At 64.8% G+C, this 14,731-nt stretch carries 13 protein-coding genes; 2 read left to right on the top strand and 11 right to left on the bottom strand.

Features of this window, described 5'->3' with window-relative positions; translation table 11 throughout:
* Window position 1 precedes the first annotated feature (1 nt).
* Window positions 2–2,080 (bottom strand): TonB-dependent receptor, encoded by a 2,079-nt coding sequence (locus OX459_RS26250; protein WP_289907187.1) that lies wholly within the window; start codon window positions 2,078–2,080, stop codon window positions 2–4.
* 95 nt (window positions 2,081–2,175) lie between these two features.
* Here OX459_RS26250 and OX459_RS26245 point away from each other — a divergent pair, with 95 nt between their 5' ends.
* Window positions 2,176–3,399 (top strand): response regulator, encoded by a 1,224-nt coding sequence (locus tag OX459_RS26245; RefSeq protein ID WP_289907186.1) that lies wholly within the window; start codon window positions 2,176–2,178, stop codon window positions 3,397–3,399.
* Here the strand turns inward: OX459_RS26245 and OX459_RS26240 are convergent.
* Together OX459_RS26240 and OX459_RS26235 are read right to left on the bottom strand one after the other, a co-directional pair.
* Window positions 3,381–3,764, bottom strand: a complete 384-nt coding sequence (locus OX459_RS26240; protein ID WP_289907185.1) for an immunity 22 family protein — start codon at window positions 3,762–3,764, stop codon at window positions 3,381–3,383. The genes OX459_RS26245 and OX459_RS26240 overlap by 19 nt on opposite strands.
* 2 nt (window positions 3,765–3,766) lie before the next feature.
* A complete protein-coding gene (locus OX459_RS26235) occupies window positions 3,767–6,460 on the bottom strand; it encodes a polysaccharide deacetylase family protein (RefSeq protein WP_289907184.1) in 2,694 nt (897 codons plus the stop codon).
* 174 nt (window positions 6,461–6,634) lie between these two features.
* On the opposite strand from OX459_RS26235, the gene OX459_RS26230 reads away from it, so the two are divergent.
* Complete coding sequence (locus tag OX459_RS26230; protein WP_255206395.1) at window positions 6,635–6,757, top strand: hypothetical protein; 123 nt, start codon at window positions 6,635–6,637, stop codon at window positions 6,755–6,757.
* Between the two features lie 19 nt (window positions 6,758–6,776).
* On the opposite strand, the gene OX459_RS26225 is transcribed toward OX459_RS26230, so the two are convergent.
* From OX459_RS26225 to OX459_RS26190, 8 genes are read right to left on the bottom strand one after another with little or no spacing between them, the layout of a single operon-like run.
* Window positions 6,777–7,829 (bottom strand): ABC transporter substrate-binding protein, encoded by a 1,053-nt coding sequence (locus tag OX459_RS26225; RefSeq protein ID WP_180278778.1) that lies wholly within the window; start codon window positions 7,827–7,829, stop codon window positions 6,777–6,779.
* Window positions 7,830–7,877: 48 nt separating this feature from the next.
* Entirely contained in the window at window positions 7,878–8,936 is a 1,059-nt protein-coding gene (locus tag OX459_RS26220) for an ABC transporter substrate-binding protein (protein WP_289907183.1), read from the bottom strand.
* Window positions 8,937–8,969: 33 nt separating this feature from the next.
* On the bottom strand, window positions 8,970–9,851 hold the full coding sequence (locus OX459_RS26215; RefSeq protein ID WP_289907182.1) for an ABC transporter ATP-binding protein: 882 nt from the start codon (window positions 9,849–9,851) through the stop codon (window positions 8,970–8,972).
* The gene (locus OX459_RS26210; protein WP_289907181.1) at window positions 9,848–11,113 is read right to left on the bottom strand and encodes an MFS transporter; all 1,266 of its coding nucleotides are present in this window, start codon (window positions 11,111–11,113) and stop codon (window positions 9,848–9,850) included. Before OX459_RS26210 ends, OX459_RS26215 begins: the two co-directional genes overlap by 4 nt.
* Window positions 11,106–11,870 carry an ABC transporter permease subunit gene (locus tag OX459_RS26205; protein ID WP_289907180.1) on the bottom strand — a complete coding sequence of 255 codons (765 nt, stop codon included), beginning with the start codon at window positions 11,868–11,870 and terminating at the stop codon, window positions 11,106–11,108. The genes OX459_RS26210 and OX459_RS26205 overlap by 8 nt, the downstream gene beginning before the upstream one ends.
* Complete coding sequence (locus OX459_RS26200; protein ID WP_289907179.1) at window positions 11,867–12,721, bottom strand: ABC transporter permease; 855 nt, start codon at window positions 12,719–12,721, stop codon at window positions 11,867–11,869. The genes OX459_RS26205 and OX459_RS26200 overlap by 4 nt, the downstream gene beginning before the upstream one ends.
* The gene (locus OX459_RS26195) at window positions 12,718–13,791 is read right to left on the bottom strand and encodes a PhnD/SsuA/transferrin family substrate-binding protein (protein ID WP_289907178.1); all 1,074 of its coding nucleotides are present in this window, start codon (window positions 13,789–13,791) and stop codon (window positions 12,718–12,720) included. The genes OX459_RS26200 and OX459_RS26195 overlap by 4 nt, the downstream gene beginning before the upstream one ends.
* A 20-nt stretch (window positions 13,792–13,811) precedes the next feature.
* A complete protein-coding gene (locus OX459_RS26190; RefSeq protein ID WP_289907177.1) occupies window positions 13,812–14,561 on the bottom strand; it encodes a class II aldolase/adducin family protein in 750 nt (249 codons plus the stop codon).
* Between the last annotated feature and the right edge of the window lie 170 nt (window positions 14,562–14,731).

Below are 14,731 nucleotides of genomic sequence, written 5' to 3'. Positions count from 1 at the left end.
ATCAGAACGCATATGACAAGGTCAGGCGTATGGAACGGGGTTCGACCGGATGGAAATGCCGGTCGTTCACCCCGTCCGCCGCCTCGCCAGGCAGGCGCGACGCATAGTAATAATCGATATCGCTGGCGCGCTTGTCAAACAGGTTGAACACGTCGAGCGACAACCGCGTCTTGCGGTTGAGCTGATACGCCAGGCGCGCATACGCCAGTGTAGTCGAAGCGGAGCGCACGCTATTGTCCTCGATCAAGGGACGGGGACCAAAATAGCGCAATTGAAAAGCGCCCGACCACGGGCCCTGGTCCGTCACCGTCACGCCGAACGAAGCCACCTTGTCGATGGCACCGGGGATATGGTTGCCCGCCGGATCGTCTTGCGTATAGCGCGAGCGCGAAGCGGCCAGGTCCAGGTCGAACAGCAGCCAGGGCGCGGCAATATAATGGTTGTTCCATTCGATGCCGTGGCGGCGGCTGGCGCGGCTCGCTTCCGTCTCGCCCGCGTCGCCGACGAACAGCAATTCCGACGCGATGTCGAGGCGCCACAGGGCCAGCGAACTTTGCAGTCCCGGCAGCCATTCCGTGCGCGCACCCAGTTCCATGCCTTTCGTCGGCACCATGGGCGTCACGGGCGTGGCAGCTTGCCCGTCAGGCAGGCGCGTCTGCGTCGTGCCCCGTGCATCGTTGCTATGAAAACCTTTTCCGTAGTTCACGAAGAATTCCGTCTTGCTCCACGGACCAAGAATCAGGGACAGCTTGGGCGACACCACGTGGTCGTTCGCCGTGCCGCTGTTGCCGTCGATACTACTATCGACTTTGAAACGGTAGGCGTCGTAGCGCAAGCCCGCCACCGAACGCAGCCACGGCAGCCATTGCACCGTGTTTTCGCCGTACAGGCCGATGCTGGCTTCGCGCACTCGGTCTTCGCGCACCGTACTCTGCCGTACTCGTTCCACCGTGTTGTACAGGCCCACGGGCGACAAGCGGTCGTAGCGGGCTTGCACGCCGACCTTGTTGCGCATGGGCAGTCCCGCCAACTCCGTGCTCCAGCTTTCGGCCGCGTTCACGCCCGCCACCGTGCGCCGCTCGCTTTGCTGGAACTGGTCGCCGGCGACCGGATTGGCGAGGAAATAGGTGAAATCGCTGTTCAATTCCAGTTGCGAGCGGATCAGGTAGGCATCCAGTTCGAACAGCCCCTTCTCCGTGCGCTTGCGCATGGCGTACGACAGGCTGTAGCGCGACGTGTCGCCGCCGTCACTGGGCGCCAGCGAGCCGAAACGGCCGATCTGGCCCGACGCCACGGCGCGCAACGGCACCTGGTCCGTGGCGTTCCAGCTGTTCTTGTACGCCATGCCCGTCACGCTGAAGCCGTCGTCCGGCGTGCCCTGGCTGTAGCGCAGCACGCCGCTATATTTGCGCACGTTTTCCGGCACGTCCCAGGGACCGTTGTTGCGGTTCACTTCCAGGCCGTACAGCAAGGTGCCAGGCCCGGCAGCGGCCGAATCGGCGACGACGCCGCGCACATAGCCGTGCTGGCCGACGGACACGCTGGCCTGGCCTTGCGACAATTTGTCGGCTAGGCGGATGCGGGCGCTGCCTGCCGAGGAAAAATCGCCTTCGCCGGCGAAATACGGCCCCTTCTTGTAATCGATGCGCTGCACCAGTTCGGGGATGAGGAAATTGAGGTCGGAATAGCCTTGCCCATGCGCATGCGTGCGCATGTTGACGGGCATGCCGTCGACGTGGGTGGCAAAATCCGTGCCATGGTCGAGGTTAAAGCCGCGCAAAAAATACTGGTTGGCCTTGCCGTCGCCGCTGTGTTGGGTGACGATCAGTCCCGGCACGAATTCCAGCAACTCGCCCGTGCGCAAGGCGGGCCGGTTGACGATCAGTTCATTGGTGATGACGCCCTGGCTGGCCGCGTCCGACGTGCCGACGGCGTTGTCATAGTGGCCCGTCACGCGCACGGTACGCGATGCCTCGGCCCCTGTGGCCCCGTCGGCCGGAACTTGCGCCGCCACTTGGCGCCCCATGCCAAACAATGCCAGTGCACAAGCTGCCACCAGTTTGCGTTTTCTCAATAGCATCGCGTCTCCCCTTTTTATGATGTCAGTACGGGCTCCTGCTGGCTATATATACGCGGCGGATGGGCGCCTGGATTCAGCCTTTTCAAGGAGCGAGCGTGAACCTGAACGACAGCACCGGCAAGGCAGGCAGTCCCCCTTCCGACGTGCGCAAGCGCGACGTGCTGCCGTATATCCTGCTGTTCATCCTGCTGGCGGGGCTGCTGGCCGTGCTGGCGGGCGCCCTGTTGCCGCCCTACTACCATGCCGTGCCGGCCCTGCTGTGGAGCCTGGGATTTTGCGTCAGCGGCATGCTGCTGGGATTCCTGTTCGGCATACCGCGCACCCTGCCCTCGGGCACCGTCAACATGGCGCCGCACGACGAGCGCAGCAATGGCAAGGACCGCGCCACGGACGAGCCGCCGGCCGCCGGGGCCGATGCGGCGACGGGCAACGCCAGCAATACCCTGTTCCTGGGCACGCCCACGCCCATGGAAATCAATTCGAATCTGGTGGAAGTGTCGGACTGGCTGACGAAAATCATCGTCGGCGTGGGCTTGATCGAGCTCAAAAGCCTGCCCGGCAGCGCGCGCAACATGGCCGCCTTCATCGCGCCGAGCCTGGACACGGACACGCCCACAGCCATGGCCGTCGTGGGCGGCATCATGCTGTTCTTTTCCGTGCATGGTTTTCTGATCGGCTACCTGCTCACGCGTATTTACCTGTCCATCATGATCAAGCGGGCCGACAGCATGGTCAAGAACGAATCCGTGCGCCTGCAAAGCGGCAAGGAAATCGAAGTGGCGGAACTGAGTCGCTTGCAGCAAAAATCGCTGGAGGACATGCAGGAAGCCGTGACGCAGCTGTTGCTGGCCCATCCGCCGTGCGAGGGCGCGGCCGTCACGGCCCTGGCCGGCATGCAGGCGGAGAAAAAACCCGCCAGCCTGGTGCTGTGGCTGGACGACCATCCGCGCAACAATACCTTGCTGGTGGAACAGCTGGAACGGGAAAACATCAAGGTAGACCAGGCGGTCTCGACGCGGCAAGCGCTGGCCATGCTGCAACAAAAGCCCTATGCGCTGCTCATCACGGACATGGCGCGGGTGGAAAACCGCCGGCGCATCAAGGATGCGGGCATACGCACGGTGCGCGAAGTGCAGCAAGCCCAGCCCGGACTGCCCATCATCGTGTATTGCAGCAAAGATACGATCGCCAGCTACGGCACGGAAGCGGAGGCGGCCGGCGCACGCTTCATCACCACCTCGGGCACCAGCCTGCTGGCCAGCGTCAACAAGCTATTGCATGAGGAACGGGGGGATGGCGCTCAATCTTCCACGCAGTAACGGTAACTGCCCACGTAATACAGCGAACTGCGCTGCGGGTGCGCCAGCTGATTCGGCGCAAACACGCACACGCTGGCATCGGCCAGCACGCCCTGCGCCTGCGCATCCGTGCATGCCTGCGCCAGCCAGCTGTCGCCATACGACGCGCCATCGAGCAGCTGCGCCAGCGGCGCGGCCGACGCCAGCATGGCGCTCTCGAAACAGGCCGGTTCATAGGACGTGAGGCCCGTTTCCAGAAAGAATGGCGACGGCACGGCATCGCCGTCTTCCGTGTACGTGGGCGACAGATAAGCCTGCAGCGCTTCCCAGCTGGGAAAGCGCCCGTTGCAGGCAAATACGTGGACGATGGGCTCGCTGTCGGACACGCTTACAGCTTTTCCATCTTTTGCCGCACGGCCGGCGCCGTCGAAGCCGTCGGCGCCAGTTCCAGATAGGTTTTATAGGCCGCTTTCGCCTTGGCGGCATCGCCGGCCTTGGCATACGCATCGCCCAGGTTCAGGTAGGCAATGGCGCGCGACGGGTCCATCTTGACCGTGTTTTCAAACCAGCGGGCCGCTTCGCGGTATTTTTCCTGCTTGTAGAAGACAAAGCCCAGGTTGTTCGCCGCCAGCGCAAAGTCGGGGCGCAATTTCAGCGCTTCCGTAAATTGCGCTTCCGCCGCCGCATACTGTTTCTCCTTGTACAGCTGCAAGCCCCGGTCGTTGGCCCGTTGCGCCAGCTGGCGCGTGGACGACGGCACGGCGCCAGGCGTGACGATCTTCTGTTCGCCGCCCTGCAAATCCTTCACCGTGACGCTGGCCGCTGCCGGTTTGGCGTCCAGCTTGCTGTTCAGGGCAATGGCTTCCGTCGACAGCTGCGTCGTGTTCGGGCTGAGGAATTCCGTCTCGCCCGGCAATTCAAAGACGAAATCGCCCCCTTCCGAGCCAGGCAGGCTGCCGAATGCGGGCGTCTGGTTCGAGACGCTGGACACGGCCGGCGCCACATAGGCGGCCAATTCCGTGGCCGTAATGAGGCCGTCGCCGTTCAAGTCGCCCTTGCCCGCCAAGCCTTGCAGCAAGGTCCACGTGAACACGGAGTGACCGTTCGGTCCGCCGTCGGCCACCAGCTGGTCGCCGCCGCCCGCCGTCAGCATTTGCCGGCCGATGCGCTTGGCGTTGTCGCGCAGGAAGGAACTGGAGCCGGCGCCGCGCGTCAGGCCCAGGCCGCTGTAGCAGGCATCCATGACGAAGAACGCGTGCTTGGCCGTCAGCGATTCCGCGATATTCTGGATTTCCGTCATCGGAATCGCATCCGTGGCGAACTGCGCCGGATCGGAATCGACGGGCACGATGTAGCCGAGGTCGCGTCCGGAACTGAGCTTGCGCGTGGCGCCATGGCCCGCGAAGAAGACGAAGATGCGGTCATTCTTTTGCACGCCGCCATGCGCCAGCTTGTCGTGGAAGGCCGCCAGGATATTGTTGCGCGTCGCTTCGCCATTTTTCAGGGTCACGACACGCTCGGGCGCAAAGGCGAATTTCTCGATCAGCGTCTCGCGGATGCCTTGCGCATCGCGCACCGCATATTGCAATTTCGGCCATTTCGCGTAATCGTCGATGCCGATCACCACGGCCCAGGAATTGGCGTAACCGGTGGTGACGGGCACCTTTTCCGGCGCCGGGGCCGTGCTTTTCGCGACCTGGAAGCTCGTGCCATCCCATCCCGCGAATTGATAGCCTTCGGCGATCAGCTTGTCGAGCACGGCCGGCAAGGCTTTCACCGTGCGCTCATGGATGTCGTGGAACAGGACGATGCCCCGTCCCGCCTTGTCGACGGATGCCAGCACGCGATTGGTGATCGAGCTGGGCACGGGGTCGGCCCAGTCCAGCGAATCGATATTCCACATCACGGATTTCAAGTGCGCATCGGCCAGCGCGGCCATGCCTTCGCTGTTGCGCGCGCCATACGGAAAGCGGAACAGCGCGGCCCGCTCGGGGCTGATGGCCTTCAACAGCGTATCGGTGCCGAGGATTTCGCCTTTCAGCTTGTCGCCCGTCTGTTTCGACAATTGTGCGTGGCTGAAACTGTGGTTGCCCACGGCATAGCCCTCTTTCATCAGCTTGCGGCTCACTTCCGCGCCCGCGCCCAGCTTGGCGTGGCCTTCCGCGTCCAGGCTGCCCAGGTTGCGGCCTACGTTGAAGAACACGGCCGGCACGCCATACTGTTTCAGGATGGCGCTGATTTCTTCCGTGTAGCGGCGGTGCGGGCCGTCGTCAAAGGTCAGCACGATGGTTTTCTTCGGCAAGCCGAGGCCGAAGATTTCCGCTTCGTCCTTCTTGGGTGCGGGCTTGGCTTCGGGCACGGAGCCAGCCGGCGGTGTTGCATACGGCACGACGATGCCGTTTTCCTTGAGAATCTGTTCGCGGCTGTAGAGTTTTTTCAGCTGCGCCACGTAATCGTCCCACCGTTCACGCTTGAGTTCGATGGCACGCTGGCCCAGGTTGCCGAAGATTTGCCGGATTTCCTTCTCGTAGTTGCGCTCGATCTCGCCCAGCGCGTCGAGGTCTTCCGAGATGCGCTTGTGCAGCTTGATCGCGGGCAGGGACGAATCCTTGGCCACGTCGGCCAGCATGCTTTGCAGCAGTTCGCGGAACGCCAGGCGGTCCGCGTCGTACAGGCCGGGATCGGATTCGATATAGGTCAATAAAATGTCGAGCGCCTCGAAGCGGCCCGGATTGGTGGGCGCCGTCAATTGATCCAGCACAAGATCGAGCCTGGCGATGCGCTCCTGGTTTTCATGGAACAGCGCCTGCCCCACTTTGCGGGCTTCGTCGCGCGCCCCTTCGGGCAGACTTTGCTCGTCGGCCAGCAGCACGATAATCTTGCGGAAATTGCCCAGCAAATCGCGGAATTGGGCGGCCACCGCGGCCGTGTCGACGGTCGATTGGGGCGCGGCGGCCGGATTGCCCGCGGCGGGAGCGCCCGGCGCGGCGGTGGCGGCGGGACGGGTGTACGTATAAATGCCGGCCCCAGCGGCGAGTGCCACGACAACGGTGGCGGCGATCTTGATCGGCTTGGAAGTCACAGGCTTGTCATTCCCTTCACATACTATGCATAGCATTCAGATGGCGCGGATGCGCAAGATGCATAATTGTAAAGCACGCCTGGCACAAGCTCAGCCCGCACACATGAATTTCGGCAATAATATGGCTGTAAATATGACAACCAAGCTCCATCGAGCATAAAAACGGAAAAGACGATGCACAAGAAACTCTGCGCAGCCGCGCTGATGCTGGGCGTGGCCCTGATGCTGCTGCAACTGCGCGCACATGCGGGCGACGACGTGATCAACGTGGCGGGACGCGTGTGCCTGCCCCATTGAGCCGCGTCCCGCGCTGACGCTACACCTTGGCCGGCTCCCAGTAATTGGCCAGCCCCAGCTTTTTCAAGCCGGCCGCGACGAAACGCGGCTCCAGCAATTCTTCCGCCGTCAACGGTTGCCGGATCAGCTTTTGTTCCTGCGCAAACGCCAGCACCCGGCGGTAATGGCGGTACACGGCGTCATCGTACAGGGGCGACCAGCGCTCCTTCCACTGCAAGCCCGGATCGTCGTAGCTGCGCCGCACCACGCTGTCGGGCGTGCCGTTGCGCGTGCCATCCTTGATGACGGCTTCGCGGTTGCCGTCGAGCGCCGCCCAGTGCTGGGCCCGCAGCCAGGCCGTGGCCACGAGTTCCGCGATGTCGGGATGGGCTTGCGTAAAATCGCGCCGCGCCCACAGTTCCGCCCGCATTTTACGCTCGGGTAAGCCCTTGCTGGACCAGATGATACGGCCGATGCCCTTGTCTTCCAGCGGATAGCCATTGATCATGAACAAGGCGTCGACGGCGCCCGTGGCCAGCGCGGCCGTGCCCGGTTTGAGGTCCATATTAATCAGGCGGAAATCCGTGGGCGACATGCGCTGGTCGGCGATCAGCTGGCGCAAGCCCAGTTCCCACGGCCGGCCCCGGTGCACGCTGATGCGCTTGCCTTTCAGCTCGGCCAGGGACGTGGCGCGCGAACCGGTGGGCACCAACAGGAACTGGTCCGTGCCCCGCCCCGCCGGCACGATCACCTGCGTGCGCACGCCGCCCGCGTTGAGTATGACGGACGGCAAGTCGCCATACGCGGCCATGTCGATGCGTCCGCTGGCGAACGCTTCATTCATCGTCGCGCCCGTGTCGCCCGTGACGGGCAGCCATTCCAGCCGCACGCCCCGCTGCTTCAGTTCGCGCGCCAGCCAGCCTTCCTGCTGCACCCGGTAGGCGATGCCGCCCAGTTCCGCCTTGCCATTCTCTGCAAAACCCGTCGAGGCGATGCGCAGGGCTGCCGGCGGCGCCCCCGCCTTCGCCGCCGACACTGCCTGTCCCGCCAGGGGCAGCAGCGCCAGCCCGCCCATCACCGTGCGTCGCCGCATCGCATTCTCCTCATCATCAAGCATGGCCACTGTTGACGTACTTCCCGCTCAAGCCGCCCGGCGCGCGAGCGCCAGCGCCGCTTCGAAAGGACGGGGGTCGATCCACGCGCGCACGTCGACCTTGCTGGGCAGGAAGTTCCAGCGGAACAGGAAATCGCTGAAATCCTGCAAGCCCGCGATCGACGTTTCCGCCAGGTCCGTGTCCAGGCGCAAATGCGCATCCTTGCCGTAAGCCACTTGCACCCAGTGCTCGCTGGCATTCGATTCGCGCGCGAGGAAACGGCGCGTCTCGTCCGCATGGCCGCGCGCCCACGCTTCGGCCCGCAGCACCTGGTCGACCAGGGTGACGGCGGAAGCAAAATGGTTGTCCAGCAAGTGCGCATCCACGCTCAGGGTGCGCGGCGTGCCGTTGTTGGCGCGGATCAAGGGTTCCGGATGGCTACCCGTGTCGATCACCGTATGCAAGCCGAACTGCTGCGCCAGCTGGGCGGCCGACGCGCCTTTCAGGAAGATGGCGTCCACCTCGCCCCGCAAGAGGCCCAGCAATTCCGGGCTTTGGCCGCCGCGCCGGGCGCCGCTGAACAGGTTTGTTGCCGCGCCCTTTTCCGGCGCCGCCTCGCTCTGGCCCGTGTTGACCACATAATCGACCAATTCCACGTCCGCCACGGCCAGCCCTTCCAGGCTCAGCGCATTTTCCAGCCCGCGCAAGGCTTGCGCGCGCGCAAAGTCGATCTGCGCCTTGCTCCACAACGGCAAGCCGAAACGCCGGCCCTTCAAGTCGCGCACCGTCTGGATGCCGCTGCCGGGCAAGGTCAATATCAGCTGCGTCTCGTCCGACCACGACAGGCCGATCACGCGCGTGTCGCGCCCCGCCGCGCGCGCCCACAGGGCAGGAATATTGCCGCCGTGACGCACGGAATTTTGCAGGGTATGGTCGAAATGCGATTCGCGCACGGCTTCCTGGTCCGACTCGCGCAGCGAGCGCAAGCCGGTGCCGTCGGCGCGCAAGGCTTCTTCCAGCCAGCCTTGCTGCAGGGCTATCCCCAGGCCCGTCGGGACGGGGCAGCGCGTGTACCACAGGGTGTCGAGTGCGTTGCTATTGCTCATCTTGTATCTCCGAGTTGATGGATATCAAAAAAACTACAGCGCCATCCTGCGCGCCCATTCATTGCCATCCCACGAGCTGCTGGGGTGTTCTTCCCGCGCCACGGGCGCATGCGACTCGTCGAGGTCGCTGAAATCCGCATGCAAGCCGTCGCGGATGGCGACAAAGCCGGCCGAACCCCGCTGGCGCGGGTGGGCCAGCGGCACGTCCTGCACCCGCCGCACCTTGCCGGGACGCGCATCGAGCACGACGATGCGGTCGGCCAGGTAGACGGCTTCATCGATGTCATGCGTGACCATCACCATGGTGATGCCCTCGTCTTGCCACAGGCGGCGCAGCTCCTGCTGCAGGCGCAAGCGGGTCAGCGCGTCGAGCGCGCCCAGCGGTTCGTCCAGCAGCAGCACGTCGGGCCGCCCCACGAGGGCGCGGGCAATCGCCGCCCGCTGCGACATGCCGCCAGATAACTGATGCGGATAGGCATCCGCATAGCCATCGAGGCCCACGCGCGTGATTTCCGCCGCCACGCGCGCGGCCCGCTCGGCCAGCGGCACCTTGGTATTGCTGAAAGCCACGGCCACGTTTTGCTGCACCGTCAGCCAGGGGAACAGGCGGTGATCCTGGAACACGAGGCCCCGGCGCAGATCCGTGCCACGGATGGGCGCGCCATCGTGCAGCAGCAAACCCGTGTAATCCGTGTCCAGGCCCGCCAGCAGGCGCAGCAGGGTTGATTTACCGCAACCGGACGCGCCCACGATGGCGACGAATTCGCCCGGCGCGATGGTCAGCGAAATATCGTCGAGCACGGGCAGCGGCGCGCCTTTCAGGGAAAACGACTTGCTCACGTGCTGCACTTGCAAGCCGCCGCTCAGGTGCTGCTGTTGCGGCGACAAGGTCGATGGGGAAACAAAATCATTCATGGCGCACTCTCTGCGGTGGGGGCGAGGGAAGGAATGGCGGCGGGCGGCGAGCGGCGCAGCCAGCGGCTGCCGTGGAAAACCAGCCAGGCGGCCAGCCAGGGAAATAGCCAGATCAGGAACACATTGCGCAAGCCCGTCAAGTCGGCCAGGCGGCCCGCCGCCAGCGCGCCGGCCGTGCCGCCCACCATGCCGAACAGGGTCAAATGGGCGGAAACGCGGGCCTTGTCGACGGGCGCGCGGGCGATATTGTCTGTATTGACGAGGTTATTCACGCCCAGGCCCAGTCCCAGCAGCACGGAGGCGCCCAGGTAGGCGATGCTGGAAGGCCACAGGCCGAGGATCAGCAAGGCCGCCATGATGGCCAGGTGGGCGCCGCCATACAGTTGCTCGCGGTAGCGGCTGGCTAGCACGAAGCGCCCCAGGAACAGCAGCACGAGCACGCAGCTGAGTCCCTGCACGGCCATCAGCCAGACGGAGTGGTGCGCAGGCCAGCGCAGCACGCGGATGGCCAGCAAGATGGAAAACACGCCCACGCTGGACGCCGTGAAGCTGGCGAGGATTTCAAACAGATAAGTCACGCGCACGATGGGCAGGCGCAGCAGTTCGCGCAGGCTGGCCGCGCCCGGCAGCGTGGAGTGCCCGGCCTGCTTGCGCGGCGCCGTATTGTCAGGCAACACTTGCCAGCCCAGCACGGCCAGGATGGCGAACATCAGGGCCGAGATCAAAAATCCCGCCTTCAGCCCCAGTTGCGCGATCAGGTAATTGCCGCACAGGGGTCCAAGAAACTGCATGCCGAGAATTAATGTTCCCTTGTACCAGCCCGCCTTGCCCTGCCCCAGTTCCGGCAGGCGCACGAGAAACACGGTGCTCATGGCCACGATGCGCAGCGAAATGCACAAGCCCACCAAAAACATCAGCAGGGCCACCCATTGCCAGCCGGGCAGCCACGGCAGCACGCAAAAGGCCAGCGCCAGGCTCAGGCTGACACCAGCGTACAGATGCTTCGGATTGCCGCGCGACAAGATGTAGCCGGCAGGAATGGTGCCCAGCGCCATGGCCAGGGTTTCCGCGCTGCTGATCGCGGCCAGCTGGAAATTGCTCACGTGCAAATGCAAGCCCAGCAAGGTGGCCAGCACCTTGTTCATGCCGATGGTCACGCCCGACAGCAGGGTCAGGCCGATAAAGCGCAGCAAGAAGGCGCGCAGCTCCCCTTCGCGGGCGCCGACGGCCGCGTCCGGTTGGAATGGCAAGGATTCACTCACTGCTGCGCCCCTTCACCAGCAGGCGCGCGAGGCGTGCAAACGCCACGTTCATCGCTTGCGCCAGCAAGGCGATCACGAGCACGGCCAGCAGCACCACATCCATGCGGCCCGACACTTCGCCGTTGAGCAGCAATGAACCCATGCCGGGGCCGGTTGAAAACAGCAGTTCGCCGCCCAGGCAAGCGAGCCAGGCAAACGCCAGCGCATGCGTGACACCCGTGACGATGGCTGGCATGGCGCCCGGCAGCAGGATCTGGCGCAAGGTCTGCCAGCGCGTCAGGGTCAGCACCTGTCCCACTTCGCGCAAGCGCCCTTCCACCTGGCGCATGCCCGCATAGGTGTTGAGCACGGTGGGATAGAAGGCGGCGATGGCGATCACCAGCAGCTTGGCGCCGTCGCCATTGCCCACCCACAAGCCCAACAAGGGAATCAGGCCCAGCAAGGGAACTTGCCGGATGCTGTGGAACAGGGGGCCGATCAATCGGTCCGCCAGCGGCGACTGCGCCATCAGCGCGCCCGTGACGATGCCGGCGCTGCCGCCCAGCAACAGGCCGGCCAGGGTACGGCCAAGGCTGGCGCGCAGGTGCACCCACAGCTCGCCCGTGATCACCAGGTCGCACAAGCTGTGCGCCAGGTCGCCCAGAGAAACAAAGATATACGCGGCAGCCGCGCCCTGGCCGGACGCCCATTGCCAGGCGCCCAGCAAGGCCAGTGGCAACAGCGCGCCCTTGATGATCTGGATCAAACGTTGTTTCATGCGGCGCCTCCCTTACCATCGCCACTACGCTTCCAGCGCATCAGCCGTGCTTCCAGCGCGTGGCAAGCCCGGTCCAGGCCGAAGCCGATCACGCCCGTCAGCACCACGCCGACCATCACCACGTCGAGGCGGAACATTTGGCGGCCCATTTCCATCATCTGGCCCAGGCCGCTGTCGGCGGCCAGCAATTCCGCGCCCACCAGCACCATCCACGAGCGCGACAGGGCGATGCGCATGCCCGTCAGCGCTGCCGGCACGATAGCCGGCAAGACGATCAGGCGGATGCGCTGCCAGCGCGAGAAGCAATACACTTGCGCTACCTCAAAGTAGCGCAGCGACAGGTTGCGGATGGCGTCATGCACGGCCAGCGCGACGATGAAGAAGCTGGCCTTGGCAACGATAAACACCTTGAAACTCTCGCCGATGCCGAACAGCAGGATGAACAAGGGAATCAAGGCGACGGTCGGCAACTGGCGCAAGACATTGAAGGTGGGGTCGACATAGGCGCGCAAGCCGGGCGACAGGCCCAGCACGACGCCAAAGGCCAGGCCCGCGCTGGCGCCCAGGCCGAAACCGGCCAGCAGGCGGAACAGGCTGATGCCCAGGTGCTGGCCCAGTTCGCCGCTTTCGGCCAGGTCGCGCGCCGTCAGCAGTACTTGCCATGGCGACATCAAGATGTGCGCAGGCATCCACTCGAAGGTGGTGGCGGCCGTCCACAGCAGCAGCAAGGCCAGCGGCGACGCCCACACGGACCAGGGTGAACGGATAAAGCGCTGCAGCAAGGGGACTGAGGCTGCGCGCGCTGGCGCGGGGGTGCGCGGCAAGGCGATGGCGCGGGCGATGGAAGTCATGGCGCCCAGTACGTTTGCAGTTTCAGCTGCGCCAGCGCCGCGTTGACGAACTGGGGCGCGAACAGGCTGTCGACTTGCAGGGGCCGCCCGATCAGGCCCGCGCTCTTCGCATATGCCGCCTCGCCCACGTAATGCTGGCGCAGGCTGGCCGTAAACAAGGGCGACCAGCGCGCCTGCCATGGCGTGTGGTCGCCCGCCAGTTCGCGCCGCACCACGCTTTCCACCTGGCCCGCGGCCGCCTCGGTGCGCACGTATTCCTCTTCGCCACCGGCGCCGGCGGCCCGGTGGTGTTCGCGCACATAGGCCGTCACCACCAGCTGGGCCAGCTGCGGCCAGCGTTGCAGGAAGCCGCTGTCGGCCCACAGTTCGGCGCGCATCTTCCAATCCTGCGGCGGCGCCTTGCTGGACCAGATGATCTTGCCCACCTTTTTATCTTCCAGCAAGAAGGCGTCGCTGAGGGTAAAGAAGGCGTCCGCGCCGCCCGTCGCCACGGCCGCCGCGCCCGCCTGCGGATTGAGGTTGAGGATCTTGACGTCGCGCAAGGTCATGCCATTCGCTTCCAGCAGGCGGGCAAATGGGTATTCCCACGGCCGGCCCCGGTGCAGGGCGATCTTCTTGCCCTTCAAATCCTTGATCGAACGGGCCGTGGAACCGTTCGGCACCACGAGATAGGTATTGTTGGCGCTGCCGCCGGGCAGGATCAGCCGCGTCTGCAAGCCCGATGCATTGGCGATAATCGATGGCAAGTCGCCATACTGGGCCAGGTCGATCGAATGGTTGGCAAACGCTTCGTTGACCTGCGTCGCCACGGAATTGGTGGTGACGGGCACCCATTCCAGCTTCACGCCCAGCTTGCCCAGTTCGGCCGCCAGCCAGCCCGTCGACGCCACCTGGGCGGCCGAGCCGGCAAACACGGTCTTGCCGGACGGCGCCGTGCGGGCCACGACGGCGATGCGCACGGCGGCCGGCAACGGCTCGGCCGCCACAGCGATGGCTGGCGCCAGCAGGCTGGCCGCCACGATGACGGCAGACAGCTTGCGCCAGCTCAAACGTAAGAATTTCAGTGACATCTGGGGCCTGTTCTTGAAAGTTATACCAGGTCGGTGGCGGGTAACAAGGACAGCGAGCGCGCCGTGTCAATCAGCTTGCTCATCTTCCATTGCTGCAGCAGCACGCCGGGACCGAAATCGCGCGAACCGCCGATGGCCTCGGCCGCGATCTGGATCTTCGCGCCCTCTTCCAGCAGCAGGATGAATTCGGCCAGCTTCAGCAAGCCCTGCTTGCCCCACACGGTGGCGCCGCCATTCGCTTCCAAGATGGCCGTCGCATGCGTGTTGCGGGCGATTTCGCCGAGGATGAAATCGACTTCCGGCTGGCGGCGGTCGATATAGATGGGAATTTCGCGCACCAGCTGGTAGCGCTGCACGGGCACGTAGCGGATCGGCAGGGTGCGGTGCGTCTGCGCCCACGCGCCCAGCGACGGCGAGTGCACGTGCGAGATCGACGTGACCTCCGGGCGCTCGCGGAACAGTTTTAAGTAGCGCGCGCCGCCGTTGTTCGCGTCGCCCGCGAGCACCGTGCCGTCGAGCGCCAGCACGGCCGCCTTCAGGGCCTGGCCGCGGCGGAACGGGCCCGGATCGTTGACCACCACCACCTTGTCGCCGGCGGGCGTGCGCTCGACGAAACCCACCGTACCATTGGCCGTCAGGCTGCCCGTCTCGCGCAAGCCGTCGAAGGCGATCTGCGCATCGCGGCGCACCTGCTCCACGAAGGCCAGTTCGGCCGCCGTCAACTCCTGCACCTGTACTTGTTGTGCTTCCGCTTGTGCCACGTCCGTCATGTCATGCTCCATTCGTTGGGGTTGGAATACGGGTCAGTCCTGTCTCTACTTTCGCAAGACGCGTGCCAGCGCCAGCGCGGGGAAAATGGTGCATGGCTGCTGCCTGCGCAACAGCGGCTGCTGGCGCGGCAGCAGCACCGTCCGCACGCGCTGTCGGCCAGCCAGCAAGC

It is taken from the genome of Janthinobacterium sp. SUN026, assembly GCF_030397625.1.
GTDB lineage: Bacteria > Pseudomonadota > Gammaproteobacteria > Burkholderiales > Burkholderiaceae_D > Janthinobacterium > Janthinobacterium kumbetense.
Note: the sequence above shows the minus strand (reverse complement) of the source record. Positions and strands in the feature narration are given on the sequence as shown.

Excerpts from the sequence above, each read along its gene's own strand:
- OX459_RS26190 (WP_289907177.1), bottom strand. The coding sequence starts at position 14,561 with ATGACGGACGTGGCACAAGCGGAAGCACAACAAGTACAGGTGCAGGAG.
- OX459_RS26200 (WP_289907179.1), bottom strand. The coding sequence starts at position 12,721 with ATGACTTCCATCGCCCGCGCCATCGCCTTGCCGCGCACCCCCGCGCCA.
- OX459_RS26215 (WP_289907182.1), bottom strand. The coding sequence starts at position 9,851 with ATGAATGATTTTGTTTCCCCATCGACCTTGTCGCCGCAACAGCAGCAC.
- OX459_RS26225 (WP_180278778.1), bottom strand. The coding sequence starts at position 7,829 with ATGCGGCGACGCACGGTGATGGGCGGGCTGGCGCTGCTGCCCCTGGCG.
- OX459_RS26220 (WP_289907183.1), bottom strand. The coding sequence starts at position 8,936 with ATGAGCAATAGCAACGCACTCGACACCCTGTGGTACACGCGCTGCCCC.
- OX459_RS26205 (WP_289907180.1), bottom strand. The coding sequence starts at position 11,870 with ATGAAACAACGTTTGATCCAGATCATCAAGGGCGCGCTGTTGCCACTG.
- OX459_RS26230 (WP_255206395.1), top strand. The coding sequence starts at position 6,635 with ATGCACAAGAAACTCTGCGCAGCCGCGCTGATGCTGGGCGTGGCCCTG.
- OX459_RS26195 (WP_289907178.1), bottom strand. The coding sequence starts at position 13,791 with ATGTCACTGAAATTCTTACGTTTGAGCTGGCGCAAGCTGTCTGCCGTC.
- OX459_RS26250 (WP_289907187.1), bottom strand. The coding sequence starts at position 2,080 with ATGCTATTGAGAAAACGCAAACTGGTGGCAGCTTGTGCACTGGCATTG.